The 25,228-nt window shown below is 71.5% G+C and carries 31 protein-coding genes; 19 read left to right on the forward strand and 12 right to left on the reverse strand.

Annotation, left to right across the window (positions count from 1 at the left end):
* Positions 1–31: 31 nt before the first annotated feature.
* Together CWOE_RS07905 and CWOE_RS07910 are read left to right on the forward strand one after the other, a co-directional pair.
* Positions 32–553, forward strand: a complete 522-nt coding sequence (locus CWOE_RS07905) for an inorganic diphosphatase (protein ID WP_041730252.1) — start codon at positions 32–34, stop codon at positions 551–553.
* Between the two features lie 10 nt (positions 554–563).
* Positions 564–1,655: an aminotransferase class V-fold PLP-dependent enzyme gene (locus CWOE_RS07910; protein ID WP_012933063.1), complete on the forward strand. Its 1,092-nt coding sequence runs from the start codon at positions 564–566 to the stop codon at positions 1,653–1,655.
* A 21-nt stretch (positions 1,656–1,676) separates the two neighbouring features.
* Here CWOE_RS07910 and CWOE_RS07915 read toward each other — a convergent pair whose 3' ends face one another.
* Positions 1,677–2,504, reverse strand: a complete 828-nt coding sequence (locus tag CWOE_RS07915; RefSeq protein WP_012933064.1) for an SDR family NAD(P)-dependent oxidoreductase — start codon at positions 2,502–2,504, stop codon at positions 1,677–1,679.
* A 162-nt stretch (positions 2,505–2,666) separates the two neighbouring features.
* Here CWOE_RS07915 and CWOE_RS07920 point away from each other — a divergent pair, with 162 nt between their 5' ends.
* Both CWOE_RS07920 and CWOE_RS07925 read left to right on the forward strand, forming a co-directional pair.
* Positions 2,667–3,791: a helix-turn-helix domain-containing protein gene (locus CWOE_RS07920; RefSeq protein ID WP_148260934.1), complete on the forward strand. Its 1,125-nt coding sequence runs from the start codon at positions 2,667–2,669 to the stop codon at positions 3,789–3,791.
* The gene (locus tag CWOE_RS07925) at positions 3,788–4,645 is read left to right on the forward strand and encodes a hypothetical protein (RefSeq protein ID WP_012933066.1); all 858 of its coding nucleotides are present in this window, start codon (positions 3,788–3,790) and stop codon (positions 4,643–4,645) included. Before CWOE_RS07920 ends, CWOE_RS07925 begins: the two co-directional genes overlap by 4 nt.
* 4 nt (positions 4,646–4,649) lie before the next feature.
* Here CWOE_RS07925 and CWOE_RS07930 read toward each other — a convergent pair whose 3' ends face one another.
* The 4 genes from CWOE_RS07930 to CWOE_RS07945 all read right to left on the reverse strand — a co-directional run bounded on the left by CWOE_RS07930 (position 4,650) and on the right by CWOE_RS07945 (position 7,994).
* Positions 4,650–5,813 (reverse strand): acyl-CoA dehydrogenase family protein, encoded by a 1,164-nt coding sequence (locus tag CWOE_RS07930; RefSeq protein WP_012933067.1) that lies wholly within the window; start codon positions 5,811–5,813, stop codon positions 4,650–4,652.
* Positions 5,810–6,208 carry a cupin domain-containing protein gene (locus CWOE_RS07935; protein WP_012933068.1) on the reverse strand — a complete coding sequence of 133 codons (399 nt, stop codon included), beginning with the start codon at positions 6,206–6,208 and terminating at the stop codon, positions 5,810–5,812. Before CWOE_RS07935 ends, CWOE_RS07930 begins: the two co-directional genes overlap by 4 nt.
* A gap of 10 nt (positions 6,209–6,218) precedes the next feature.
* Positions 6,219–7,409, reverse strand: a complete 1,191-nt coding sequence (locus tag CWOE_RS07940) for an acyl-CoA dehydrogenase family protein (RefSeq protein ID WP_012933069.1) — start codon at positions 7,407–7,409, stop codon at positions 6,219–6,221.
* A 132-nt stretch (positions 7,410–7,541) separates the two neighbouring features.
* Positions 7,542–7,994: a hypothetical protein gene (locus CWOE_RS07945; RefSeq protein ID WP_012933070.1), complete on the reverse strand. Its 453-nt coding sequence runs from the start codon at positions 7,992–7,994 to the stop codon at positions 7,542–7,544.
* Between the two features lie 223 nt (positions 7,995–8,217).
* Here CWOE_RS07945 and CWOE_RS07950 point away from each other — a divergent pair, with 223 nt between their 5' ends.
* The 5 genes from CWOE_RS07950 to CWOE_RS07970 are packed head-to-tail and all read left to right on the forward strand — an operon-like array spanning position 8,218 to position 13,414.
* Positions 8,218–9,003 carry an enoyl-CoA hydratase/isomerase family protein gene (locus CWOE_RS07950; RefSeq protein WP_012933071.1) on the forward strand — a complete coding sequence of 262 codons (786 nt, stop codon included), beginning with the start codon at positions 8,218–8,220 and terminating at the stop codon, positions 9,001–9,003.
* Positions 9,000–10,565, forward strand: a complete 1,566-nt coding sequence (locus tag CWOE_RS07955) for an acyl-CoA carboxylase subunit beta (RefSeq protein ID WP_148260935.1) — start codon at positions 9,000–9,002, stop codon at positions 10,563–10,565. The genes CWOE_RS07950 and CWOE_RS07955 overlap by 4 nt, the downstream gene beginning before the upstream one ends.
* Before the next feature lie 17 nt (positions 10,566–10,582).
* On the forward strand, positions 10,583–11,473 hold the full coding sequence (locus tag CWOE_RS07960) for a BKACE family enzyme (RefSeq protein WP_012933073.1): 891 nt from the start codon (positions 10,583–10,585) through the stop codon (positions 11,471–11,473).
* Positions 11,470–12,708: a CaiB/BaiF CoA transferase family protein gene (locus CWOE_RS07965; protein WP_012933074.1), complete on the forward strand. Its 1,239-nt coding sequence runs from the start codon at positions 11,470–11,472 to the stop codon at positions 12,706–12,708. Before CWOE_RS07960 ends, CWOE_RS07965 begins: the two co-directional genes overlap by 4 nt.
* Positions 12,701–13,414, forward strand: a complete 714-nt coding sequence (locus CWOE_RS07970) for a MerR family transcriptional regulator (RefSeq protein WP_012933075.1) — start codon at positions 12,701–12,703, stop codon at positions 13,412–13,414. Before CWOE_RS07965 ends, CWOE_RS07970 begins: the two co-directional genes overlap by 8 nt.
* A gap of 77 nt (positions 13,415–13,491) precedes the next feature.
* On the opposite strand, the gene CWOE_RS07975 is transcribed toward CWOE_RS07970, so the two are convergent.
* The 3 genes from CWOE_RS07975 to CWOE_RS07985 form a co-directional block, all read right to left on the reverse strand.
* Complete coding sequence (locus CWOE_RS07975; RefSeq protein WP_012933076.1) at positions 13,492–14,016, reverse strand: TetR/AcrR family transcriptional regulator; 525 nt, start codon at positions 14,014–14,016, stop codon at positions 13,492–13,494.
* The gene (locus CWOE_RS07980; RefSeq protein WP_012933077.1) at positions 14,006–14,470 is read right to left on the reverse strand and encodes a DUF4260 family protein; all 465 of its coding nucleotides are present in this window, start codon (positions 14,468–14,470) and stop codon (positions 14,006–14,008) included. The genes CWOE_RS07975 and CWOE_RS07980 overlap by 11 nt, the downstream gene beginning before the upstream one ends.
* A gap of 73 nt (positions 14,471–14,543) precedes the next feature.
* The gene (locus CWOE_RS07985) at positions 14,544–15,494 is read right to left on the reverse strand and encodes a DUF2804 family protein (protein WP_012933078.1); all 951 of its coding nucleotides are present in this window, start codon (positions 15,492–15,494) and stop codon (positions 14,544–14,546) included.
* A 135-nt stretch (positions 15,495–15,629) separates the two neighbouring features.
* Here CWOE_RS07985 and CWOE_RS07990 point away from each other — a divergent pair, with 135 nt between their 5' ends.
* The 6 genes from CWOE_RS07990 to CWOE_RS08010 are packed head-to-tail and all read left to right on the forward strand — an operon-like array spanning position 15,630 to position 18,173.
* Positions 15,630–16,460, forward strand: coding sequence for a carbon-nitrogen hydrolase family protein (locus CWOE_RS07990; protein ID WP_012933079.1), 831 nt, complete (start codon positions 15,630–15,632; stop codon positions 16,458–16,460).
* The gene (locus CWOE_RS07995) at positions 16,460–17,068 is read left to right on the forward strand and encodes a TetR/AcrR family transcriptional regulator (RefSeq protein WP_012933080.1); all 609 of its coding nucleotides are present in this window, start codon (positions 16,460–16,462) and stop codon (positions 17,066–17,068) included. The genes CWOE_RS07990 and CWOE_RS07995 overlap by 1 nt, the downstream gene beginning before the upstream one ends.
* Before the next feature lie 38 nt (positions 17,069–17,106).
* Positions 17,107–17,244 (forward strand): hypothetical protein, encoded by a 138-nt coding sequence (locus CWOE_RS33345; protein WP_160165485.1) that lies wholly within the window; start codon positions 17,107–17,109, stop codon positions 17,242–17,244.
* Positions 17,241–17,480, forward strand: a complete 240-nt coding sequence (locus tag CWOE_RS32605; protein ID WP_012933082.1) for a hypothetical protein — start codon at positions 17,241–17,243, stop codon at positions 17,478–17,480. Before CWOE_RS33345 ends, CWOE_RS32605 begins: the two co-directional genes overlap by 4 nt.
* Positions 17,470–17,925 carry a phage holin family protein gene (locus CWOE_RS08005; protein WP_012933083.1) on the forward strand — a complete coding sequence of 152 codons (456 nt, stop codon included), beginning with the start codon at positions 17,470–17,472 and terminating at the stop codon, positions 17,923–17,925. The genes CWOE_RS32605 and CWOE_RS08005 overlap by 11 nt, the downstream gene beginning before the upstream one ends.
* Positions 17,925–18,173: a DUF3618 domain-containing protein gene (locus CWOE_RS08010; protein WP_012933084.1), complete on the forward strand. Its 249-nt coding sequence runs from the start codon at positions 17,925–17,927 to the stop codon at positions 18,171–18,173. The genes CWOE_RS08005 and CWOE_RS08010 overlap by 1 nt, the downstream gene beginning before the upstream one ends.
* 126 nt (positions 18,174–18,299) lie before the next feature.
* On the opposite strand, the gene CWOE_RS08015 is transcribed toward CWOE_RS08010, so the two are convergent.
* Positions 18,300–18,536 (reverse strand): hypothetical protein, encoded by a 237-nt coding sequence (locus CWOE_RS08015; protein ID WP_012933085.1) that lies wholly within the window; start codon positions 18,534–18,536, stop codon positions 18,300–18,302.
* 197 nt (positions 18,537–18,733) lie between these two features.
* Positions 18,734–19,591 carry a DegV family protein gene (locus CWOE_RS08020; protein WP_012933086.1) on the reverse strand — a complete coding sequence of 286 codons (858 nt, stop codon included), beginning with the start codon at positions 19,589–19,591 and terminating at the stop codon, positions 18,734–18,736.
* Between the two features lie 58 nt (positions 19,592–19,649).
* Here CWOE_RS08020 and CWOE_RS08025 point away from each other — a divergent pair, with 58 nt between their 5' ends.
* Both CWOE_RS08025 and CWOE_RS08030 read left to right on the forward strand, forming a co-directional pair.
* Positions 19,650–19,895 (forward strand): glutaredoxin family protein, encoded by a 246-nt coding sequence (locus tag CWOE_RS08025; protein WP_012933087.1) that lies wholly within the window; start codon positions 19,650–19,652, stop codon positions 19,893–19,895.
* A 48-nt stretch (positions 19,896–19,943) separates the two neighbouring features.
* Positions 19,944–21,671, forward strand: coding sequence for a hypothetical protein (locus tag CWOE_RS08030; RefSeq protein WP_012933088.1), 1,728 nt, complete (start codon positions 19,944–19,946; stop codon positions 21,669–21,671).
* Here the strand turns inward: CWOE_RS08030 and grxD are convergent.
* Both grxD and CWOE_RS32615 read right to left on the reverse strand, forming a co-directional pair.
* A complete protein-coding gene (grxD, locus tag CWOE_RS32610) occupies positions 21,668–22,075 on the reverse strand; it encodes a Grx4 family monothiol glutaredoxin (RefSeq protein WP_012933089.1) in 408 nt (135 codons plus the stop codon). The genes CWOE_RS08030 and grxD overlap by 4 nt on opposite strands.
* Complete coding sequence (locus CWOE_RS32615; protein ID WP_012933090.1) at positions 22,072–22,308, reverse strand: BolA family protein; 237 nt, start codon at positions 22,306–22,308, stop codon at positions 22,072–22,074. Before CWOE_RS32615 ends, grxD begins: the two co-directional genes overlap by 4 nt.
* 116 nt (positions 22,309–22,424) lie before the next feature.
* Here CWOE_RS32615 and CWOE_RS08045 point away from each other — a divergent pair, with 116 nt between their 5' ends.
* Positions 22,425–22,778 (forward strand): HesB/IscA family protein, encoded by a 354-nt coding sequence (locus CWOE_RS08045; RefSeq protein WP_012933091.1) that lies wholly within the window; start codon positions 22,425–22,427, stop codon positions 22,776–22,778.
* A 119-nt stretch (positions 22,779–22,897) separates the two neighbouring features.
* Positions 22,898–25,225 (forward strand): flippase-like domain-containing protein, encoded by a 2,328-nt coding sequence (locus CWOE_RS30415; protein WP_012933092.1) that lies wholly within the window; start codon positions 22,898–22,900, stop codon positions 25,223–25,225.
* Positions 25,226–25,228 lie beyond the last annotated feature (3 nt).

Below are 25,228 nucleotides of genomic sequence, written 5' to 3' on the forward strand. Positions count from 1 at the left end.
CGCGGAGCGCGGCCCCGTATCGTTGGGGTGAATGAGTGAGAACCAAATGCACTGCCTGGTGGAGATCCCCAAGGGCAGCCGAAACAAGTACGAGTGGGACGAGGAGCTCGGTGCGATCAAGTTCGATCGCTTCCTCTTCTCCTCCGTGGTCTATCCGACCGACTACGGCTTCATCCCCGAGACGCTCGGCGAGGACGGCGATCCGCTCGACGCGATGGTCTGCGTCTCCGAGCCGACGTTCCCGGGCTGCGTCATCCCCGTCAAGGTGATCGCGCTGTTCAAGATGCGCGACGACAAGGGCATCGACGACAAGGTCCTGTGCGTGCCGCTGGAGGATCCGAACTGGAACTGGATGAACCAGCTCGACGACCTCTCGCTGCCGCTGCGCGACGAGATCTCCCACTTCTTCTCGATCTACAAGACGCCCGAGGGCAAGGTCGTCAAGGTCGACGGCTGGTTCTCGAAGGAGAGCGCGCTCGAGGTCATCCAGGAGTCGCGCGACCGCTGGACCGAGCAGCAGAACAAGCGCTCCAAGGCCCTCAACAAGGCCTGAGCACCACACGATGACGGGGAACGACCGGCACGCGCAGTTCCGGGCGCAGTTCCCCGTCCTGGCCAGCGTCGCCTACCTGAACGCGGGAACGAATGGGCCGATCGCACGCAGCGCGACCGCGGCGGCCCGGGCTCAGCTGGAGCTGGAGGAGACCGCCGGCCGCGGCGGGATGGAGTTCTTCCTCGCGATGGGGGAGCGCAGCGAGGCGCTGCGCGCCGGCTACGCCGGCCGTCTCGGCGCCGCTCCCGATGACGTCGCGCTGACGACGTCGACGACCGAGGGGGTCGGCCGCGCCCTGCAGGCGCTCGACCTCGGCCGCGGCGACGAGGTGCTGACGAGCGACGAGGAGCATCCGGGCGTCTACGGCCCGCTGGTGGGGCTCGCGCGCGCCCGTGGGGTGGAGGTGCGCACCGCGCCGTTCGCCGCGATCGCGGACGCCGTGACACCGCGCACGAAGCTCGTCGTCTGCTCGCATGTCTCGTGGCGCAGCGGCGCCTGCGCGCCCGCCGCGCTCGCCGCGATCGAGCCGCCGCTGCTGCTCGACGGCGCCCAGGGCGTCGGCGCGGTCCCGGTCGACGTGCGCGCGCTCGGCGCCGCCTTCTACGCGGGGGCGGGGCAGAAGTGGCTGTGCGGTCCGGCCGGCACCGGGATGCTCTACGTCGCGCCGGAGCTGCGCGAGCGGATCGCTCCGCCGAGCCCCGGCTACACCAACCTCGCCGATCCCAACAGCGGCCTCGACGCGACGCCGCTCGCCGACGCCCGCGCCTACGACACGCCGGCGCTGCCGGTCGCCTCTCTCGCACACGCGCAGGCGATGCTCGACCTGTTCGAGGAGACCGGCTGGGACGAACTGCACGCGCACGCGCACGACCTCGCCGAGCGCGCGGCCGACGCGCTGCGCGAGCGGGGGCGTGAAGTGCTCGCGCGCGACCGCACGACGCTCGTCGCCTGGCACGAGCCGGACGCGGCGGACGTCTCCGAGCGGCTCGGCGCCGGCGGCGTCGTGATCCGCCCGCTCCCGAACGAGGATCTGCTGCGCGCCTCGTTCGGCAGCTGGAGCAGCGAGCAGGACCTCGCGCGCCTGCTCGAAGCCCTGCCCTGACGCGTCCTCAGGCGCGGTCGCTCAGCCGGTCATTCCGCCGAACAATCCCCCGTTGACGTGCAGCACCTGGCCGTGGACGTAGTTCGCCCACGGCGTGCAGAGCAGGAAGACCCCACCCGCGGCCTCCTCCGGCGACGCCGGGCGGCCGAGCGGGATCAGCATCTGCGACATGCCGCGCAGCTGGTCGGGGATGCCGAGCTGGATCTCCTCGCCGTCGATCGTCATCTTGTTGGCGTCGTCCTTGGACTGCGTCAGGCGCGTGTCGACGAAGCCGAACGCGACCGCGTTGACGTTGACCTTGAACTGGCCCCACTCCTTCGCCAGCGTCTTGGTGAGGCCGACGACGCCGGCCTTGCCGGCCGAGTAGTTGGCCTGGCCGGCGTTGCCCATCGTGCCGGAGGTGGAGCTGACGTTGACGATCTTGCGGAAGACCTCGACGCCCTCCTCGCGCTCCTTCTTCGCCGGCTCGCGCAGGTGCGGCGCGGCGGCCCGGATCACTCTGAACGGCACGGTGACGTGGATGTCGATCATCCGCTGCCACCAGTCGTCGCTCAGCTTGTGGATCGGCGCGTCGAGCGTGTAGCCGGCGTTGTTGACGACGATGTCGAGTCTGCCCCAGGCGTCGATCGCCGTCTGGACCAGTCTGTCGGGCGCGTCGCCCTTCGTCAGGTCGCCGGCGAAGACCGTCGTCTCGCCCGCGATCTCCGACGCCGTCTGCTGCGCGACGTCGCCGTCGAGATCGTTGATCAGGACCTTCGCGCCCTGCGCCGAGAGCAGCTCGGCCGTCGCCCGGCCGATCCCGCGCGCGCTGCCGGTGACGATCGCCACCTTGTCGTCGAGGATTCCCATGCACATCTCCCTTTGCTGGCTCGTGTCGATCGCTGCGGCGCCGACTCTACGTCCGTAGCGCGGTGGTGGGCGCCGATTGAGTGTGCACGTTCTGTTTCCTATACCGGTCCGTTCTCCGCTGTAGCAAACAGTCCAAAATAAGAGACGGATGCCTGGTATCGTGTGATTCTCGAAATGGGGAACGGCTCGATGGAAAGAACGGAACTCCTCGAAGGCGCTGCTGCTCGGCTGCGCGAGCGACTGCCGCCCAGCTGGAGAATCGCAACTGACCCGGTGAACACGGGTGCGGCGGTTCTCGATACAGCGATCGTCCTGACGGCGCCGAACGGCACGGCCACGACATTCGTCGTCGAAGCGAAGCAGGAGCTCACCCCGCGGGACGTGTCGTCCGCGTTGTCCGGTCTCGGGCGAGCGGTCCGGGCGCTCGCCACGAACATCCCGTTGCTGTTCGTGGCTCCGTGGATCAGTCCCCGGGCACGCGAGCTGCTCACCGCAGAGCGGATCAACTACGTCGATCTCACCGGCAACGTCCGCGTGCAGCTCGAGCACCCGGCTCTGTTCCTCTCATCCGGTGGAGCGGCGAGGGATCCGCGGCCGAAGCCCCGCGGCGCGGCGCGCGTGCGCGGCCCGAAGGCAGGACGTCTCATTCGGATGCTTGTCGATTCGCGGCCCCCGTATGGTGTGCGCGATCTCGCGGCCGCTGCAGGGCTTGCGCCTGGATACGTGTCGCGGATGCTCGACACCCTCGATCGTGAGGGGATGGTCGAACGCTCTCCACGTGGCGGCGTGGAGAACGTCGACGTGGCAAGCCTGCTGCGGCGCTGGGCGGAGGACTACGACGTTCTCAGATCCAATGGCGCGATGGGCTACATATCGCGGGCGGGGGTTGCAGAGGCGTACGCGGGCCTCGGCGCCGTGGGTGCCGATCGGCGTGTCGCGGTCACCGGCTCCTTCGCAGCCGTCCAGCTTGCGCCGGTGGCTGCTCCGGCGCAGCTGTTCGTCTACTGCGACGACCCCGAGGCGGTCGCCGGCGCCTTGAACCTGCTGCCGGCCCCGCAGGCTCCAGACGTGGTTCTGCTGCGACCGTTCGACGACGTCGTGTGGACCGGGTTGCGGCGGCGGACAGACGCGGTCGCGCCGGTCGCGCCTTCGCAGATCGTCGCCGACTGCCTCACAGGCACCGGACGGATGCCGGCGGAGGGGGAGGCCGTGCTCGAGTGGATGATGCGAGACGACACGAGCTGGCGTCACGACGTCCTGCTGCAGCTGACCACCGCGAGCAGATGACCCGCGACCGGCCGCCCGACCCCCTGTACGTCGAGGCGCGGCGGGTTCTGCTCGACGCGCTGGACGCGCTGGCACCGCACCTGTCGGCGGTCGTCGTGGTGGGTGCTCAGGCTGTCTATCTGCGCGTTGGTGGCAGATCGCTCCCGACGATGGCTCCCTACACGGCGGACGGCGACCTCGCGCTGGATCCCGCGTTGCTGAGGGCGGCGCCGGAGCTCGAGGTCGCGATGGGTGGCGCGGGCTTTCGCCTCCAACAGATCGACGGGCATGTGGAGCCGGGCATCTGGCTCGCGTCGGCGCGGGTCGCCGCTCAGTCGGTCGACATACCGGTCGACCTGATCGTGCCGGACGGCGTCGCGCCGCCAGGCGGCCGACGGGGCGCTCGGCTGGGAGAGCACGGACACCGGGCAGCCCGGCGCGTGCGAGGTCTCGAGGCGTCCCTGGCCGACCATGGGCCGATGACGATCGGGGCGCTCGCTCCGGGAGACCCGCGCAAACGTCGCGTCGCGGTGGCGGGGCCAGCGGCGCTGCTGATCGCGAAGGCGCACAAGCTCGGCGAACGTGTCGAAAGCGGTCGAGTCGATCGCCTCGACGACAAGGACGCGGGCGATGTGCTCCGCCTCATGCTGGGCACCGCGGCGGCGGAGGTCGCAGGTACCGTCTCCACGCTGGCGGCCGACCCGGTCGCTGGCGCGTCGACGGCAGCGGGGCTCCGCTACATCCGCGAGCTGTTCGGTCGGCGGGGTGGCGCGGGCGTCGAGATGGCAGCGCGTGCGCTCCGGCTTGCGATGCCTGCTGAGCGCGTCGAGGCGGTCTGCGTCTCCTACGTCAGAGAGCTGCCCGCCTTGCCATGAGCCGCTAGAGCCCCATCGTCTTGGCAAGGATCTCGCGCATGACCTCGTCGGTTCCGCCGCCGATCGGCCCGAGGCGCAGGTCGCGGACGGCGCGCTCGATCGCCAGCTCGGCGTGCTCGCCGAGGTCGAAGTGGATCTGCAGGCAGCTGTCGGCGGCGTCGTAGGCGGCGCGCTGCGTCGCCAGCTTCGCCATCGTCACCGCTTGCACCGCATCGCCGCCGGCGAGGTGCAGGCGCAGCGCGTGGTAGGTGAGCGCACGGCCGGTCTCCAGCGCAGTCGCGACCTCGGCGAGGCGGTGGCGGATCGACTGGCCCGCGCGCCGCGAGCGGGCCAGCGCGACGGTGCGTTCGAGCACCAGCTCCATCGCGCCAAGCGCGCCGAGCGACATCATCAGCCGCTCCCACGCGAAGTTGACCATGATCAGCTTGAAGCCGCCGTGCAGCTCGCCGAGCAGGTTGCGCTCCGGCACGAAGACGTCGTCGAACGCGATCAGCGCGGTGTCGGAGGCGTGCCAGCCGAGCTTCTCGATCGGCCGCGCCTCGACGCCCTCGCCGCGGTCGACCACGAGGAACGAGATGCCGCCGTGACCGCCCTCCGGCGTCGTGCGCACGGCGGTGACGACGAAGTCGGCGCGCACCCCGTTGGTGATGAACATCTTCGAGCCGTTGACGAGGAAGCCGCCGTCGACGCGCTCGGCGCGGGTGCGCAGCGCGGCGACGTCGGAGCCGGCGTCGGGCTCGGTGATCCCGAGCGCGGCGATCTTCTCGCCGCGGATCCCGGGTCGCAGGTAGCGCTCGTGCTGGTCGGCGGTGCCGAACTTCCAGACGGGGGGCAGCGCGATCCCGGCGTGCGCGCCGATGCCGGCACCGAGGCCGCCGGAGCCGCAGCGCGCCAGCTCCTCGGCGAAGACCGCGGCACCGACGGGGTCGCCGGAGCCGCCGTGCTCGCGCGGGAACTTCAGCCCGACGTAGCCGCGCCGCGCGCAGTCGGCGAGGACGGCGTCGGGGAAGGAGCGCGCCGCCTCCCACTCGCCGGCGTGCGGTGCCAGCTCGCCCTCGACGTACGCGCGGATCTCTGCTCGCAGCCGCACGTGATCGGCCGTCAGCGGCGGCAGCGGCGCGGCGGCGGCCGCCGCGCCCGCTCCCGCACGCTGCAGCAGGTCGGTCACGACTGCTCGGTGCCGTCCGCGCCGACCTTCACGCCATCGCGCTCGATGTAGCCGTCCTTGCCGCCGACGCAGACGTAGATCGCGTCCTCCTCGCCGAGGTTCTTGAGGCTGCGGACGGTGCTCGGCGCGACGCGCGCGATGCCGCCCTCGCCCAGCTCGTGCGTCGTGCCGTCGCCGAACGTGATCGCGATTCGCCCGCGATGGACGAAGTACGTCTCCTCCTGGTGCTCGTGGTAGTGGCTGCCGGTGTCGTAGCCGGGCGGCAGGACGATCGCGTTGATGCCGAACGCGGTCACGCCGAGCGGTCTGCGGATCTTGCGGAAGCCCCAGCCCTCGCCGAGCGCGTCGAGGCTGCCGACGGCGTAGTCCTCGCCGGTGACGATCTGGTCGCTCATCGCAGCCCTCCTAGAGCCCGTAGGAGCGGCCGATGACGTCGAGCATGATCTCGTCGGTGCCGGCGCCGATGCGGTTGAGTCGCATGTCGCGCCAGACGCGCTCGATCCCGTACTCCTTCATGTACCCGGCGCCGCCGTGGATCTGGATGCACTCGTCGGCGACCTCGACCGCGATCCGCGCGGCGTGCAGCTTCGCCATCGAGATCTCGCGCACCGGGTACTCGCCGTTGTTGAAGCGCCACGCGGTCGTGTAGACCATCTGCCGCGCCGACTCGATCTTCGTCGCCATCTCGGCGAACTTGTGGCGCGTGACCTGGAACTTGCCGATCTGGCGGCCGAAGGCGGTCCGCTCCAGCGCGTACTCGAGCGTCTTGTCGAACGCCAGCTGGGCGCCGGAGACGCAGCCGGCGGCGCCGATCAGCCGCTCGCCCTGAAGCTCCCACATGATGTGGTAGAAGCCCTTGCCGACCTCGCCGAGCACGGCGTCGGCGGGCACACGCACGTCCTGGAACGCGAGCAGCGCGGTGTCGGAGGCGTGCATGCCGAGCTTCTCCAGGCGCTTCTCGCGGATCACGCCCGGCAGGTCCATGTCGACGATGAAGACGGTGAAGCCGTCGTAGCCGCTGTCGTTGTCGCCGGTCTTCGTCATCAGGACGATGTAGTCGGCGCGGTGGCCGTTGGTGATGTACGTCTTGGAGCCGTTGATGACGTAGTCGTCGCCGTCGCGCACCGCGCGCGTCTTGATGCCGGCGACGTCGGAGCCGGCGTCGGGCTCCGTTATCCCGATGCAGGAGATCTTCTCGCCTCTCATCGCGGGCGTGAGGTATCTCTGCTTCTGCTCCTCGGTGCCGAACGCGAGGATCGGCGGCGTCGCCATGTCGGTGTGGACCGCGACGCCCATCGCGAGCCCGCCGGAGTGCGCGCCGGCCATCTCCTCGGCGAGCACGAGGTTCGCGTAGTAGTCGCCGCCCTGGCCGCCGTACTGCTCCGGCACGGAGAGGCCGAGGAAGCCGAGCTCGCCCATCCGCCGGATCACGGAGTCGGGGAACGTCGTCTCCTCCCACTCCTCGGCGTGGGGCGCCAGCTCCTTGGCGACGAAGCGGGAGATCGACTCGCGGAGGCGGTCGTGCTCCTCGGTGAAGATGAAGTGCTTGCGCTGAGCGCCGAAGTCCGGCTTCAGCACGTTGGCGGCGGTGGCCATGCGGCGTCTCTCCTCGTCCTCGCGGTCGTCGTCCCTCGGAGCCGACGCTAACGCAGCCCCGAGGGAAAGTAAACAGTAGGACTTCCTACTTTCAGCCGCGCAGGTCCGCGGCCGACGACCGTCGCGCGCGGCTCAGCGCACGACGAACGAGCGGATTCTGCTCTGCACGTGGCAGCCGCGGACGGCGCAGTCGATGTGGTACGCCTGCCAGTAGTACTTGCCCGGCGCCTGCATGAACCAGGTCGGGAAGCTGTACGCCTCCGGCTTGTAGACGAAGCCGTACTTGCCGGTCCGTCTCATGCTCGTGAACGTGCCGGGTCTGGTCTGCTTCAGGTCGCCCTTGCGGTCGACCTTCTTCGATCTCGAGATCGTCATGTAGACCGTGTACTTGCGCGCGTTCGGCGACGTGTCGCGCGCCTTGAACAGCGGCTGGGAGCCTCTGGCGAGCACCTTGCCGTTGCCGGGGGCGAGCAGCTGCGGGGCGGCGGTGGCCGTCTGTGCGGCGGCCAGCGACGCGCCGGCGGCGAGCAGTGCGACGATCAGTGCGAGCACGAGCGTGCGCGCACGCGTGATTCCTGCCTCCAACGGAGGACCTCCTGGTGAGTCGTGGGACGAACGACGGCCGGCTTCGCAGCGGGGAGCGGAAACCGGCCGAGCGGACCCTTCCCGTGCGCGCGCAAGACCGAAACCTGGGCGGTCCGCGCATCCGCGCTGGCGCGCGGGCGGTGGTCCGCGCTCCCGCTTGACGGCTCGCCCTCGCACCGGCAGAGTTGAAAGTGAAACGTCCTACTTCTCACAGGAAGGCCGCGTGCCCTACGCCACCCTCCGCTACGACGTCGGCGACGACGGCGTCGCGACGATCGCGCTCGACCAGCCGGACACCCGCAACGCGCTCTCCGACGCGCTGCTCGACGACATGATCGCGGCGTTCACCGCGGCGCGCGACGACGACGCGGTCCGCTGCGTCGTCCTGACCTCGACGCACGACAGAGTCTTCTCCTCCGGCGGCAACCTCGGCGGCTTCGCGGCCGACGTGCCGCTCGTCCACAAGCACGCGGCGATCGACCGCTTCCCGCAGCTGTTCAAGCTGATCGGCCAGCTCGGCAAGCCGAGCCTGTGCGCGGCGAACGGGCACGTGCTCGCCGGCGCGCTCGGCGTCGCGCTCGCGTGCGACCTGATCGTCGCCCGCGAGGGCGTCCGCTTCGGCACGCCGGAGATCAACGTCGGCGTCTACCCGTTCATGATCATGGCGCTGATCTATCGCAACGTCGGGCGCAAGAAGACGAACGAGCTGCTGCTGCTCGGCGACCAGATCGATGCTCACGAGGCGGGGCGGATCGGGATCGTCAACAAGGTCGTGCCGGCAGACGAGTTCGACGCCGCCGTCGCCGACTGGGCCGGCCGCCTCGCGAGAAAGACGCCGGTGCTGATGAAGCTCGGCAAGGACGCGATGTACCGGCAGCAGGACATGGCCTTCGAGGAGGCGCTCGACTTCCTGCGCGCGCAGCTCGCGCTGGCGTTCGCGACCGAGGACATCCAGGAGGGCGTCAGAGCCTTCTTCGAGAGACGGGAGCCGCAGTGGACCGGTCGGTGACGACACCGCCCTCGATCCTCCGACCGCTGGTCGAGGAGCTGCACGAGCGGCGCGCGACCGCGCGGCTCGGCGGCGGGCAGGAGAAGATCGACAGACAGCACGGGTGCGACAAGCTGACCGCGCGCGAGCGGCTCGCGCTGCTGATCGACGACGGCACCTTCACGGAGCTGGGGATCCACGCCGGCATCCACTTCTCGGTCCGCGGCCTGGAGGGCAAGGAGGCGCCGGCCGACGGCGTCATCACCGGCTACGGCAAGGTCGACGGCCGGATGGTCGCCGTCTGCGCCTACGACTTCACGGTCATGGCCGGCTCGATGGGGCTGACCGGCGAGACGAAGGTCACGCGTCTGCGCGACCTCGCGCTGTCCAAGCGAATCCCGTTCGTCTGGCTGCTCGACTCGGCCGGCGCGCGGATCCAGGAGGCGGTCGGCTCGCTCTTCGCCGGCTCCGGCTACCTCTTCCGCGAAGAGGTCGTGATGAGCGGCGTGATCCCGCAGATCGCGGCGCTGATGGGGCCGTGCGCGGCAGGCACCGCCTACATCCCGGGCCTCGCCGACTTCGTGCCGATGGTCAAGGGCCGCGGCTCGATGGCGCTCGCCGGCCCGCACCTCGTGCGCGCCGCGGTCGGGGAGGACGTGACGCAGGAGGAGCTGGGCGGCTCGCGCGTGCACTGCCGCAAGTCCGGCGTCGGCGACCTCGAGGTCGCCGACGACCAGGAATGCATCGAGCGGATCAAGCAGTACCTGTCGTACATGCCGCAGCACTGCGAGGCGCCGGTCCCGGTGCGTCAGACGAGCGATCCGATCGACCGCAAGGACGACGACCTGCTCGACGTGCTGCCAGAGTCCAACCGCAAGCCGTACGACATGTACGAGGTGATCCGGCGGATCGTCGACGACGGCGTCTACTTCGACATGAAGCCGCAGTGGGCGAAGACGATCATCACCTGCTTCGCGCGCTTCGGCGGCCGCTCGGTCGGGATCGTCGCCAACCAGCCCAAGCAGCTCGGCGGCATCCTCGACAACGACTCCGCCGACAAGGCCGCGCGCTTCGTCAACCTCTGCAACGCGTACGGGATCCCGCTCGTCTTCCTCCAGGACGTGCCCGGCTTCATGGTCGGCACGAAGGTCGAGGCCGCGGGCATCATCCGCCACGGCGCGAAGATGCTCTACGCCGTCGCCAACGCCACCGTGCCGAAGATCACCGTGATAGTGCGCAAGGCGTACGGCGCCGGCTACTACGTGATGAACGGCAAGGCGTACGAGCCCGACCTGATCGTCGCCTGGCCGAGCGCGGAGATCAGCGTGATGGGCGCCGAGGGCGCGGTTGAGATCGTGATGCGCAGAGTCGTCGAGGAGGCCGAGGATCCGGCCGCCAAGAGAGCCGAGCTGGTCGCGGCGTATCGCAGAGTGATCGACGTCTACATCGCCGCCAAGAACGGCATGATCGACGACGTGATCGACCCGCGCGAGACGCGGCCGACGATCTGCCGGGCGCTGGAGATGGCGGAGGGCAAGCGCGTCGAGCGGCCCTGGAAACGACACGGCGTCGTGCCGGTCTGAGAACGAGGAGCGTCACGATGAGCCTTCAGGACCCCGTCATCATCACCTGCTCGATCTCGGGTGCGATCGCCAATCGCGAGCAGTGCCCGGCGATCCCGTACACGCCGCAGGAGTACGCGGCGGAGGCGCGCCGCGCGGTCGACGAGGGCGCGTCGATGATCCACATCCATGCGCGCACGCCGGACGGCGTGCCCTCCTACGAGGTCGAGGACTTCCGCGCGATCACCGACGCGATCCTGGCCGAGGTCGGCGACGTCGTGATCAACTACTCGACCGGCGCGATCGGCATCTCGCTCGAGAAGCGGATCGAGTACCTGCGCGCGCTGAAGCCCGACGTGGCCGCGCTGAACATGGGCTCGATGAACTACGCCAAGTACTCCAGAAGACGCAGAGACTTCGTCTTCCACACCGTCTTCGAGAACAGCTTCGAGTCGATCATCACGCTGCTGAGAGCGATGAACGAGGAGGGGATCAAGCCCGAGCACGAGTGCTTCGACACCGGGCACATCGCCAACCTCGACCCGCTGATCGACATGGGGATCCTCAGACAGCCGCTGCAGATCTCGTGCGTGATGGGCGTCACCGGCGGCATCCGCCCGACCGCGCGCAACCTCGCGCACATGGCGGAGAACGTGCCCGGCGGGCCGGACGGAGGCAACGAGTGGGGCGTGATCGGGATCTCGCGCGACCAGTGGATGCTGATCGCCACCGCGCTGACGCTGGGCGGCAACGTCCGCGCCGGCCTGGAGGACAACTTCTACCTCCCCGACGGCTCGATGGCGCGCTCCAACGGCGACCTGATCGCGAAGGCGCGCCAGCTGGCCGAGGACGTCGGCCGGCGTGCGGCGACGGTCGCCGAGGCGCGCGAGATGCTGGGCGTCCCGCGACGCGAGCGGGCGGCGGCATGAGCGGGCCGCTGGACGGCCTGAGAGTCCTCGACCTCTCGCGCCTGCTGCCGGGCCCCTTCTGCTCGCTGCTGCTCGGCGACCTCGGGGCCGACGTGCTGAAGGTCGAGGACACCGGCATGGGCGACTACGTGCGCTGGTCGCCGCCGTACGTCGAGGGCGTCGAGGACAGCGCCAGATCGGCCTACTTCCTCGCGCTCAACCGCAACAAGCGTTCGATCCGCCTCGACCTCAAGTCCGAGGCCGGGCGCGAGGTGCTGCTGCGGCTCGTGCGCGACGCCGACGTGCTGCTGGAGTCGTTCCGGCCAGGCGTCCTCGACCGCCTCGGCGTCGGGTACGACCGCCTCAGAGGCGAGAATCCCGCGCTCGTGTACTGCGCCATCACGGGATACGGGCAGGACGGCCCGTACCGGGACCGCGCCGGCCACGACATGAACTACCTGGGCCTCGGTGGGATGCTCGCGCTGACCGGCGAGGCCGGCGGGCCGCCGGTGCAGAACGCCGGCCAGGTCGCCGACGTCGGCGGCGGCGCGCTGATGGCGGCCGTCGGCATCCTCGCCGCGCTGCAGGAGCGCGCGCGCTCCGGCGAGGGCCAGTTCGTCGATGTCTCGATGACCGACGGCGCGCTCTCGTGGCTGGCGATGCTCGCCGCGCAGCAGCTCGTCGCGGGCCCGGGGGACCCGCCGTTGCGCCGCGGGCAGCTGCCGCTGTCGGGCGCGTTCCTCTGCTACCGCCCGTACGCGTGCGCCGACGGCTGGGTCACGTTCGGCGCGCTGGAGCCGAAGTTCTTCGGCGCGTGGTGCCGCGGTGTCGGCCGCGAGGACCTGGTCGAGCAGCAGTTCCAGCCGCCCGGCTCCGACGCCCACCGCGAGGTCGAGGCGATCTTCGCCGCGCGCACGCGCGAGCAGTGGACGGCGTTCGCGGCGGAGCACGACTGCTGCCTGGAGCCGCTGCTGGAGCTGGAGGAGGCGCTCGACTCCGAGCTGGTGAGAGCCCGCGAGATGGTCGTCGCGCTCGACCAGCCCGGCGCCGCGGAGCCGGTCCGCCAGCTCGGCCTGCCGATCAAGCTCAGCCGCACGCCCGGCGAGCCGACGCGGGCGCCCGGCCCGGTGCTCGGCGGCGACACCGACGCGGTGCTGGAGGCGGCCGGCTACGGCGCGGAGGAGATCGCGGCGCTGAAGGAGGCGGGCGCGGTCGCCGGTCCGGTCAGCGGCGCCCAGGGGTCGTTCCTTGGCTGACAACGGCCTGCTGAAGATGAGCCAGCTCGCCGAGCGCTCCGGCGTCTCGGCCGGCACGATCAAGCACTACCTGCGCGAAGGGCTGCTCGGCGACCAGGCGGACGTCGTGCGCACGAGCCGCAACATGGCGTACTACCCGCCGGACTTCGTCGACCGGATCCGGCTGATCAAGCGGCTGCAGGAGGAGCGCTTCATGCCGCTGCGGGTGATCCGCGACGCGCTGCGCGACGATCCCGAGCGGCTGGAGGCGCTGATCGAGCTGGAGGACCGCATCATCGAGCGGGCGACCGCGCAGGGGGAGCAGACGCGCACCTCGCGCAGAGCGGTCGAGCAGCGCTACGAGGTGCCGCGCAACGTGCTCGAGCGGATGGAGCAGATCGGCGTGCTGACGCCGACCGCGCGCGGGTACGACGCCGACGACGTGCAGATCATCGAGGCGATCTCGCGCTTCCGCGCGGGCGGCTTCGAGGAGGCGATCGGCTTCACCGTCTACGACACGATCCGCTACCGCGAGGCGCTCCAGCCGCTGGTCGAGGAGGAGGTCGGCACGCTGCTCGGCCGGCTTGCCGCACGCGTCGATCCCGACCGCGCCGTCGAGATCGTCGCCTCGGGCGCCGACCCGCTGCGCGAGCTGATCGGCGCGCTGCACTCGAAGCTGCTGCTCGCCGAGCTGCGCCGCCAGCGCGACGAGCGCCGAGAGCCGTAGGGCGGCGCGTCGGCGGGTGGCTCAGGCCGCTCGGCCGCGTGGCTCAGCCCGCGGCGCGGCTCAACCAGCGGCGCGGCTCAGCCCGCGGCGCGCTCGAACGCGGCCAGCGCGAGCGTCCAGGCGCCCTCCAGCTCCGCGCCGGGCGGGAAGCGGCCGGCCAGTTCGAGCGAGACCATGCCGTGCGCGAACGCCCAGACCGCGCGTGCGAGGTCGGGGTCGCCGCCCGCGGCCGCCACCAGCGGCGCCGCGGCGCGCTCCTCGACGCCGGCCGGCAGCCGCTCGCGCGCGAGCGGCCGGTCGGTCATCAGCCGGTACAGCTGCGGCTGCGCGAGCGCAGAGGCGCGGTAGGCGGCGCCGAGCTGCGCGAGCGACGGACCCGCCGCCTCCAGCCCGCGCGCGGTCGCCTCGAACCCCTCGGCGACGAGCAGCGTCTCGATCGCGGTGCGGTCGGCGAAGTGCTTGTAGAGCGATGGCGGCTTGATCCCCAGCCGTCTCGCGAGACGGCCCATCGTGAGCGCGTCGGCTCCCTCCTCGGCGAGCAGGGAGCGCGCGACGTCGAGGATCTCCCGCTGGCGGTCGCTGAGCGCGACGTCAGCGAGCACGCTGGAACCCCTCGTGGTCGCGCAGGCCGTAGCCGCAGGCGCGGTCGACGGCGATGTGCGCGCACCATGCGACGCCGGCGATGAAGAGGCTCAGCGGGACGGGGTCGGGCAGCGCGATCAGCGTCAGCGCGAGCGCCGGCCACCAGCGGTGCAGCGCGTTGTAGAGCGGGACGGCGCGCGGGTGCAGCTGACCTCTCGCGAGTCCGGCACCGGCACCGGCAAGCAGCGCGAGGTCGGGTCCGAGCAGGCCGGCGAGGCCGGGCAGCCATGCACCGTGCTTGACGATCTCGAACAGCGCGAACGCGAGCAGGAGGACGGCGAGGCCCGCGTAGACGGCGCGGGCGGCGCCGAAGCGGGGCCGCTCGGCGGCGGCCGCTCGATCGCGGGCCGGCCGGTCGGCGGCGGAACGGGGCGTGGTGGTGCGTGCGGGGGCGGCGGGGGAGAGCGCGGGCATGGGATCTCCGATGCGGTGGCTAATAGGCGTAGCCAGAACATAGGCTAATAGTCTTAGCCGCGTCAAGTCCCGCTCACCAGGCGGCGGTGTGCGCCTCCATCACGCCGCGTCCCTCGGCCAGCTCGACGCCGCCGGGCAGCGTGCCGGCGAAGGTCCCGAACGGCTGGCGGTAGGAGCTGCGCACGAGCAGCAGGTTCTCGTTGCGCTCGCGCAGCGCCTCTGCGCTGAAGCGCAGGTCGCCGCCGTCGTCGGTCGTGACGCGGCCGAGGTCGTCGGCGAACGTCGCGGGGGCGGCCTCGACGGGGATGCCGTCGAGCCAGACCGTCCGCTCGCTCCCGTGCACGGGGTCGTTGATCCCCTCGACGAGGTTCCACGCCGCCGCGCGGCCGTCCGCGGTCGTGCCGACGCCGGCCGACCAGCGCCACGCGGTGTGGCGCGCGTGGTAGCCGGCGCTGTCGTCGACGACGGCAGCCGCGTCGAGCGCGTGCTCGACGCCGTCGAGCACGACACGGCCGTGCGCGCGCACGCCGCCCTGCTTGCGGGTCCAGGCGTAGGCGCCGCCGTGCGGGCAGAGCGTCTCGACGCCGTCGACCTCGTCGAGCGTGAGGTCGATCTGGACGTCGCCGTCGCGCACGGTGACGCGGCCCGGCTCGGCCATCGCGAGCCGCACGCCGCCGCGCGAGAGGCGCGTGCGCTCGTGCAGCCGTTCCGCCGAGCGGTCCCAGACGGCCCAGAACGACTGTCGCCCCAGCCCGACGCGCACCGCGCCGACGCAGACCATCAGCTCCGCGCCGTAGACGCCGACGTAGCGCCACTGCTTCAGCGGTCGCGCTCCGCGCCAGCCGGGCATCCGCGCCGGCGGCAGCGCCAGCGCGGCGAGCGCCGCCGGACGCGCCGCGCCGAAGCGGCCGCGGTAGGGCCCGAACGCCCCGCCGGCGCCGGCCGTGCCGCTTGCGCCAGCGTCGCTCGCGCCCGTCGCGGCGGGCTCGGATGCGGCTCTCGCGTCGTCAGTCGTTGGCGCCATGCGGCTGGTGCTTCGCACTGCGAGTTCCACGGCGGCGTGCATCGGTTTGCAACGTCTCGGGGAACTCGCGGTATTCTTTCGAGTCCGGGATTGACTGACCAGTCAATCTGTCCTGCCTTGGAGGATCACCACACCGTGCGCGCCGCGGCGATCCAGCTGAACTCTACTGAGGATCGCGATCGCAACCTCGCAGTTGCCGACCGCCTCGTCCGCGCCGCCGCCTCCGACGGCGCGACGTTCGTCGTCCTGCCGGAGAAGTGGAGCGTGCTCGGCACGCCCGCGCAGCTCGCCGCCGGCGCCGAGCCGCTCGACGGCGCCGCGATCTCGTGGGCCCGCACGACCGCGCGTGAGCTGGGGATCGACCTCGTCGCGGGCTCGATCGTCGAGCACGTCGTCGGCCACGACAAGCGCGCGAACACGAGCGTGCACGTCGGCCCCGACGGCGAGATCCGCGCGACCTACCGCAAGGTCCACCTGTTCGACGTCGAGGTCGGTGGCACCGTCTACCGCGAGTCCGACGGCGAGGAGCCGGGCGGGGAGCTGGTCACCAGCGCGCTCGCCGGCGGCGTCGAGCTGGGCATGGCCGTCTGCTACGACCTGCGCTTCCCGGAGCTGTTCCGCATCCTCGCGCTGCGCGGCGCGCGCGTCGTGACGCTGCCGTCCGCCTTCACGCTCGCGACGACGCGCGACCACTGGGAGATCCTGCTGCGCGCGCGGGCGATCGAGAACCAGAGCTTCGTCGTCGCGCCGAACCAGATCGGCCCGCATCCGCCGGGCAACCAGTCGGGCGGCCGCTCGATGATCGTCGACCCGTGGGGTCTCGTGCTCGCGACGGCGCCCGACGAGGAGGGCTATGTGACCGCAGACCTCGACTTCGCCCACCAGGAGGAGATCCGCGCGAGACTGCCGGCGCTCGCCAACCGCCGTCCGGCCGCGTACGCGTGGCCCGAGGGAGCGGCAGCCTGATGGCCCGCACGCAGGCAGCCGTCGACAAGCGGCGTCTGATCCTCGACGCCGCCGTGCGCGTCTTCGCGCGGCAGGGCTTCCACACCTGCCGCGTCTCGGACATCGCCGACGAGGCGAGAGTCGCCTACGGCCTCGTCTACCACTACTTCAAGTCCAAGGACGAGATCCTCGACACGCTCTTCCTCGAGCGCTGGGGCATCCTCCTGAGGGCGATCGCCGAGGTCGACGCGCAGGAGATCCCCCCGAGGGAGAAGCTCCACGCGATTGCGTCCTTCATCGTCGACTCCTACAGCCACGACCCCGACCTGATGAAGGTCATCATCGTCGAGGTCACGCGCGCGGCGAACACGTTCGGCCGCACGCACCTGCCGCAGATCAAGCAGGCGTACGTGCAGATCGCGGCGATCGTCGACCGCGCCCAGCGCGACGGCGTCTTCCGCGACGACGTGACGCCGGATTTCGCAGCGATGGCCTTCTATGGCGCCGTCGAGCAGGTTCTGACAGGCTGGATCTTCTCGTTGCTCCCGGTCGGCGATCGGGAATACGAGAACGCCAAGACCCTCATCGTCGAGACGATCTGCGGCGGACTGGAGCGCGTCGAGGGTTAGCGCCTACCGCCGGGAGAGCTGATTGAATGCCCGAACTCATGAAGGAAAGCGACCTCGTCAAGCGACTCGTCTGGTCCGGCCTGCTGGCTGGGATCGGCGCGCTCGCCAGCATCGCGACCCAGCGCCTCGCGACCTTCATCTGGATCCGCGCGTTCGGCGAGGAGCCGCCGGAGTGACGTCCGGCGTCCCGTTCGGCTCCGGACCGGAGGAAGGCGCGGCGGACGCCGAGCCGACGACCGAGCAGCCGCCCGTCACCGCGCCGCCGCCGCTCGTAGGCGCGCCGCCGTCGGCGTCCGGTGCCCCGCCGCTTGCGATCCCCGGCATCCCCCTCGACAGACCCGAGCTGCACGTCGGCGCCGCCTTCGTCGGCGGCCTGCTGCTCGCGACGGTCCTCAAGCGCTTTGCCCGCTGACGATCCGACAACCAAGAACATCGCGCAGGCGATCACCGAGGTCTCCGAGAAGGCGTCGCTGCTCGTGCGCGAGGAGATCGAGCTGGCGAAGGCGGAGATCAGCGCCAGAGTCACGAAGCTCGTCAAGGGCGCGATCGTCGGCATCGCCGCCGGCATCTTCGTCGTCGTCGGCCTGCTCTACCTGATCGAGTCGGCCGCCTGGGGCGTCTGGCAGATCAGTGGCTGGGGCACGAACTACTGGTTCGGCTTCCTCGTCGTCGCGCTCGTGCTCTTCCTGCTCGGCGGGCTCGCCGGTGCGCTCGCGTACAAGGCGGTCAAGGCCGGCGCTCCGCCGACGCCCGAGATGGCGATCGGTGAGGCGAAGAAGATCCGCGAGACGGTCACGGCACAGAGTGCCGACGCCGCGCCGCCCGTCCCGGGCAGCACCACGAGAGGGACCTCCTGATGCCGCCCACGCGCACGCCGGAGCAGATCCGCGCCTCGATCGAGGCCAACCGCAGAGACCTCGGCGCCTCGCTGGAGGTTCTGCGCGGTCAGGTCGAGGAGCTGACCGACTGGCGCAAGCAGCTCGCCGCGAAGCAGAGAGAGGCGATCATCGCCGCGGCGGTCACGGGCTTCGTGCTCGGCGGCGGGATCGCGGCGGTCGGCGGGATCGTCTTCGGTCGCCGTCGCCGCAAGAAGCGCCGGCGCTAGCGCAAGAAGCGCCGGCGCTAGCGAGCGCCAGCAAGCGCGTCGCTTCGAGCGCGCGTCGCCCAGAGCATCAGAAGAGGCCCGCACGAGCGGGCCTCTGTCGTTCCCGGGTCCCCGGACCCGTCCTGCTCAGTGAATCGTCGGCAGACCTGCGCGGACGCGACGGTCGACGCCGTTGCGCCGGTCGGTCGCGCTGCTGAGCCAGCCCAGCTGCGGATCACGTGCGCGCCGCGGAGCGGCTCGGCGTGCGGAGAGCACGCGCTCGTCCCGGCGGTCTGCGCGCCCGGCCGCCGTCGCGAACGCCAGCACGAGCGTTGCGAAGGTGATCCAACCGATTGCGATGACGCCGATGTCGAGGAGGTCCATCTGGTCTCCTTGTCTCCCGATTGCTGCCGCACTCATGGTGCACCCCTGCATCACCGTGCGAAGCTCCCAAGATCCTGTCGTGCCCGCTCACGGCCGTATGAAAACGGGAGCTTCAGCATAGGTTTAAGAATGTTCTGCCCAACGGCGGACGGAACTCCTCCATTTCAAGGCGCTCCGATGCGCCTGTTTGGCGTGCGTCATGAGAGATGGCTGAGCGGGAGCGCGCCGACGCCGAGCAGTCCCGGACCGACGTGCGTGCCGATCACAGGGCCGATCTCGGACACGAAGACCGGGTCGGTCCCGTAGATCTCGCGGCCGCGCTCGACCAGCCGCGCGCACTCCTGCGGCGCCTGGATGTGCTGGACGACCCAGCCGTCCGCGCCGTCATCGTGGCGCGTGCGCAGGTACTCGACCATCCGCTCGAACGCGCGACCGGAGGTGCGGACGCGCTCGATCGGCGTGATCTCTGACTCGACGGTGAGGATCGGCTTGATCCGGAGCGCCGAGCCGAGCCACGCCTGCGCCGCCGCGATCCGCCCGCCGCGCCGCAGGTACTCGAGCGTGTCGATCGCGAACCACATCTTCAGCGCCTCGCGCGCGGCGCGCGCATGCTCGACGACCTCCTCCGCGGTCGTGCCGCGGGCCGCCGCCGCGTGCGCCGCGAGCACCATCAGGCCCTCGCCGCCGCACGCGCTCGCCGAGTCGAGCACGTGGACGCGCGCGGCGCGCTCGCCGAGCTGCTCGCGCGCCTGCTCGGCGGCCTGCACGGTTCCGGACATGCCGCCCGCAAGGTGGATCGAGACGACGTCGCGGCCCTCGTCCAGCAGCGGCTCGTAGACCGCGAGGAAGTCGCCGATCGACGGCTGCGAGGTCGTCGGCAGGCTGCCCGTCGTCGCGAGGTGGGCGTAGTAGCCGTCGAAGTCCGGCAGCTCGGCCTCGCGGTCCTCGCGACCGTCCCAGTGCACGTAGAGGCTGACCTCGTGGATCCCGCGCGCGGCAACCAGCTGACGAGGCAGGTAGTGGCAGGTGTCGGTGACGATCGCGACCGGTGCCATGCGGGCGCCACCCTAGTCGATTCACTCACCCCGGCGTGCACTACGTCACACTCCACACATGGTGACGACGCTGTACCGCTGCCCGACCCCGACCGACGTGCTCTGCCCGTGTGGTCGTGTCGCGCGGGCGCTGCGGCGGGCCGGCGTCGAGTACGACGAGGTGCGCGTGCCGCACCGCCGTTCGCGGCGCGCGCAGATCGAGCAGCTCACCGGGCAGCGTCGTGTGCCCGTCGTCGAGCTCGACGGCGAGGCGATCTGCGACTCCCGCCGGATCGTCGAGCACCTCAGCGCGCGAGCGCGCTAGCAGGCAGGCCGCGCGGGCCGTTCAGGATCGGTCACTACAGTCCCGCGCATGCTCGCCCGCGTCCTCACCGCGACCGGCCTGTTCGCCGCGGTCGCCACCGTCGCCGCGCCAAGCGCGGCTGCCAGAGACCCGATCGTCCCGCTCTCCGACGTCCACCGCGGGATGACGTGCACCGCGCGGACCGTCGTGCAGGGGACGACGATCACGACGTTCGGCGTCGAGGTGCTCGACGTCGTCGACGACGTCAGCGGAACCGGCCCGCGGATCCTCGTGCGCGTCTCGGGCGACGCGGTCGCCGGCAGCGGGATCGCGTCGGGCTTCTCGGGCTCGCCCGTCTACTGCGCCGATCGCACCGGGGCGGTCGGCAACGCCGGCGCGGTCTCGGCGACGATCGGGCAGTACGGCAACGACGTCGGGCTCGTGACGCCGATCGAGCAGCTGCTCGGGTTGCGCGCGAAGCCGCCGTCCGGGGCGCGCAAGGCGACGCGCGCCGAGGCGGCGAGCGTGAGACCGATCGCGGCGCCGCTGACGTTCACCGGCCTCTCGCCGGCGCTCGCCCGGCTCGTCGAACGCGCTGGCCGCGCCGCCGGCCGCAGGTACGTCGCCGCGCCGACCGGCCCGCTCGCGACGTTCGGGCCGCAGCCGCTCGTGCCGGGCGCCTCGATGGCCGCCGCCTACTCGACGGGCGCGATCGGGGCGAGCGCGATCGGCACCGTCACCTACCGCGACGGCGCGACGGTCTACGGCTTCGGCCACCAGCTCGACGGCGCAGGGCGCCGCTCGCTCGTGCTGCAGGACGCCTACGTCTTCACCGTCGTCGACAACCCGCTCGACACGAGCGAGTCGAGCTCCTACAAGCTGGCCGCGCCGGGGCACGCGCTCGGGACGCTCTCCAACGACGCGCCGGCCGCCGTCGTCGGCACCGTCGGAGAGAGCGCTCCGACGATCCCGTTCACCGTCCGGGTCCGCGATCGCGATCGCGGCAGAACGCTGCGGCAGCGGACCGAGGTGGCGGACGAGGTCGACGTCGGCGACCCGACCGGCCAGGGCCTGCTGCCGACGATCGGCCCGATGGCGCTCGCGCAGGCGGTGACGGCGGCGTTCGACGGCGCGCCGGCGCGCGAGAGCGGCGTGCTCTGCCTGCGCGTGACGGTGCGCGAGGCGCGCTCGCCGCTGCGGTTCTGCAACCGCTACGTCGCCAACGGCCAGGACACCGGCGGCGTGCCCGCGCTGGCGCTCGCGATGGGCAGCGACGTGACGAGCGCGCTGACGGCAGTCGACCAGGCCCGTTTCGCGAACCTCCACGTCACCTCCGTCTACGCCGACGTCGCGTTCTCGCGCGGCCTGGAGCTGGCGACGATCGTTGGGGTCAGCGGTCCGCGCGCGCTCCGTCGCGGCGGCACGGCGCGGGTGCGCCTGCGCGTGCGCGAGTTCCGCGGTCCGCTGCGCACGATCCCGGTGACGCTCTCGGTCCCGCGCGACGCGCCGCTCGGCGAGCAGCAGCTGCGGATCGCCGGCACGCCGCTCGACACGGTCGACAGCGGCGGCGAGACGACGCTCGTGATCGACGTCGGCGGGGGCGGCGACGGGACCGACGGCGGCGGCGCGCAGTCGATGGAGGAGGTGCGGGCCCGCTTCGGCGGCACCGCGCGCTACGACGGGCTGCGGGCGCGGCTGGGCTCCGCGCGCTGGCGCGCCGCACGCGACGATCGCCTGCGGATCGACGGGCGCGGCACGCTTGATGTCGTCGTGAAGCGCGCTGGGAGCGGGCGCTAGCTCAGGCGGTTCTCGATCGAGAGTGGGGCGGCGGGCGCCGCCTCGCCCTCGGGCGCTGCCTGCGGCTCGGGCGCGGCCGGCTGCTCGACACCGAGCACCTGCGCCAGCTCGCCGCTCTCGTACATCTCGGCGACGATGTCGGCGCCGCCGATCAGCTCGCCTCTGACGAACAGCTGCGGGATCGTCGGCCAGTTCGAGAGCGCCGACAGCTCTTGGCGGATGCGCGGGTCGGGCAGGATGTCGACCGCCGCGAACGGGGTGTCGAGCGCCTGCAGCGCCGCCGCGGTGCGCGCCGAGAAGCCGCACATCGGCTGCTCCGGCGTGCCCTTCATGAACAGGATGACCGGGTTCTCGGCGATCGCTTCGCTGATCGCGTCCCGGAGTGGGTTCGGCTGGTCGCTCACGATGAAGTCCTCACTGGGGCCTTGGTCTGCAGGGCGAGGGCGTGGATGCGTCCCCCGAGCTCGCCCTCGAACACGTCGTAGACGAGCCGGTGCTGGGCGATCCGGCTCAGTCCCTCGAACTGGGGTGCGACGACGACGGCCTCGAAGTGGTGCCCGTCGTCCCCCTTGACGTCCGCGGAGGAGCCCGGGAGCCCTTCCTCGATCCGCTGCTTCAGCTCTTCGCTCGTCGCCATAGAGGTCAAGAGTAGCGAGGCTCGTCGCGCTTCCGGGGGTCGCTACACTGAATGAAGTGATGGGGCGCGCACTGGCGTCCCACGCCCGAGCACCAGCGAACCCGACGGAGACGCACATGATCACGCTCACCGAGAAAGGCGCGGAGAAGGTCCACGAGTTCCTTGCTTCGCAGGGCTCCGAAGTCGAGACCGCCGGCCTGCGCGTCGGCGTCCGCGGCGGCGGCTGCTCGGGCTTCCAGTACGCGCTCGCGTTCGACCAGGAGCGCGACGGCGACGTCGTCTTCGAGGACAGAGGCATCCGCCTGCTGGTCGACAAGCCGAGCCTCCCGTACGTCCACGGCTCCGTGATCGACTACGTCGACGAGATGCAGGGCGCCGGCTTCAAGGTCGACAACCCCAACGTCGTCGCGGCCTGCGGCTGCGGCTCCTCCTTCCGCGTGGCGGAGGAGGAAGAGGTCTCGGCGGTCTGACGCCGTCCGGGCGGCGCGTTCACGCGCCGCCCGCCTGAAGCGGAGTTCCGCATGAGAGCTCTGTAAAGGTTCGGGTAACCCGCGCGGGAGCCGCCTGCATCCGCGATAGGATCCGCACGATGCGCATTGCCCTGGTCTCGCCCTATTCGTGGACCTACCCGGGCGGCGTCACTCGGCACATCGAGGCCCTCGCCGAGTCTTTTCTGACCGACGGCCATGACGTGCGTGTGCTCGCTCCCTTCGATCCCGACGATCGCAGGACCCGGTTGCTGCACAGAGGCGCCGCTCCGCAGCGGCGTGAGGTTCCCGACTACCTGATCCCGCTCGGCGGGACGATCGGCTTGAGGGCGAACGGCGCGGTCTCCAACCTGATGGCGACGCCGAACGGCGTCAGCCGCATGCGTCACGAGCTGCGCAACGGCGGCTACGACGTCGTCCACCTGCACGAGCCGATCGTGCCGAGACTCGGCTGGGACGCCTGCGTGAGCGCGAACGCGCCGCTCGTCGGCACGTTCCACGCCTACTCGACCAACCGCATCACGAACAACATGGCCAACGTGATGGGCGCGCGGCGGATGCTCAACCACCTGCACGTGCGGGTCGCGGTGTCGGAAGCCGCCGCCTGGACGGCGCAGCGGTTCTTCGGCGGCCGCTACCGGATCATCCCCAACGGCGTCGCGGTCCCCGACCTCGGCACGCCGAAGGAGCCGTCCGACAGGCTCCGGGTGGCGTTCGTCGGCCAGGCGGTCGAGCGCAAGGGCCTGCCGATCCTGCTGCGCGCGTTCGAGGCGCTGCGCGAGCACATCCCGGTCGAGCTGACGATCGTCGGCGCCAACCGCGAGGAGGTCGAGCCGCTGCTGCTCGACGACCGCGGCATCACCGTCCTCGGCCGCGTCGACGACGACGAGAAGCGCCGCGTGCTGGAGCGCGCCGACGTGCTGTGCGCGCCGTCGCTCGGCGGCGAGAGCTTCGGGATGGTGCTGACGGAGGCGTTCGCCGCCGGCACGCCGGTCGTCGCCTCCGACATCGCCGGCTACCGCGACGTCGTGCGCGACGGCACCGACGGCGTGCTCGTGCCGCGCGGTGACGCGACCGCGCTCGCCGAGACGCTGCGAGACCTGTGGCTGGAGCCGCGCAGACGCGCGGCGATGGGCGTCGCCGCGGCCGCGCACGCGCAGCGGTTCGCCTGGCCGCGCGTCTCCGCGGAGGTCATCGACGCCTACCAGGACGCGATCGAGACGCCCTCGCCGCGCACCACCGCGGAGCGGATCGGCGTGCGCGTCGGCACCGTTCCCGCCGACCTCAAGCCGAAGGTGCGCGCCCAACGGCTCGCGAGCATCGAGCCGCCGCCGGTCGCCGGTACGCGTCGCCCTGCGATCGCGCTGCTGCGGCGCGTCGTGATGGCGCTGCTCGCGCTCGCCGTCGTCGCCGGCTCCGTGCTCGCGTTCAGACGCATCGGCGTCGACCGCGTCGTCAACGCGCTGCTCGACTCCAGCCCCGCATGGGTGCTCGTCGGCCTCGGGATCATGTGCGCCTCGATGGCGGTGCGTGCCGTCGCGTGGAGAGCGATCCTCGAGGCGGCGCTGCCGAACGGCCGCGTCCGATTGCGCGACGCGATGCAGGGCACGTTCATCGGCGTGCTGATGTCGGCGACGCTGCCGGCACGCCTCGGCGAGCCGTCGCGTGCGCTGATCGTCGCGCGCCGCACGGGGCGCCCGCGCGAGCACTTCCCGATCGTGCTCGGCACGATCGTCTCCCAGACGCTGCTCAACATCGTCGCGCTGGTGCTGCTCGGGATCGTGACGTTCTCGTCGGTGAGCATCTTCAGCGGCCACCAGGACGCGCTGCTGTTCGCGACGATCGCGCCGCTCGTGCTGCTCGCGATCGTGCTGATCGCGCCGCCGCTGCTGAGCGCCGGGCGCCACACGCGCTTCACCAAGCTGCAGGAGCTGACCGGGCAGGCGCGGCGCGCGCTCGGCCGTGTGCGCGACGGCCTGATGGTCTTCCGCAACCCGCGCCTCGGCGCGACGGCGCTGTTCGCGCAGCTCGGCGCGTGGGTGCTGCAGTGGATCTCCTGCTACGTCCTGCTCGTCGCGTTCGGCCTCGACGACAAGGCCGACCTGACCGCCGCGGCCGCCGTCCTCTTCGCCGTCAACGTGACGGCCGTGCTGCCGGCGACGCCCTCGAACCTCGGCATCTTCCAGGCGGCGTGCGTCGTCGTCCTGCACAAGGGCTACGGCGTCTCGCAGGCCGACGCGCTCGGCTACGGCATCGTGCTGCAGGCGGTCGAGATCGCGACGGCGGTGCTGATGGGCATGCCCGCGCTGCTGAAGGAGGGGCTGTCGTGGAAGGACGTGCGGCTCCGCGCGATGCAGACCTCGCCCGTCAAGCTGCGCGCCCACCCGCGCCAGCGCCACGCCGGCGGCGCGGCGCAGAGCGAAGCCTGACGC

It is taken from the genome of Conexibacter woesei DSM 14684 (assembly GCF_000025265.1).
GTDB classification, from domain to species: domain Bacteria; phylum Actinomycetota; class Thermoleophilia; order Solirubrobacterales; family Solirubrobacteraceae; genus Conexibacter; species Conexibacter woesei.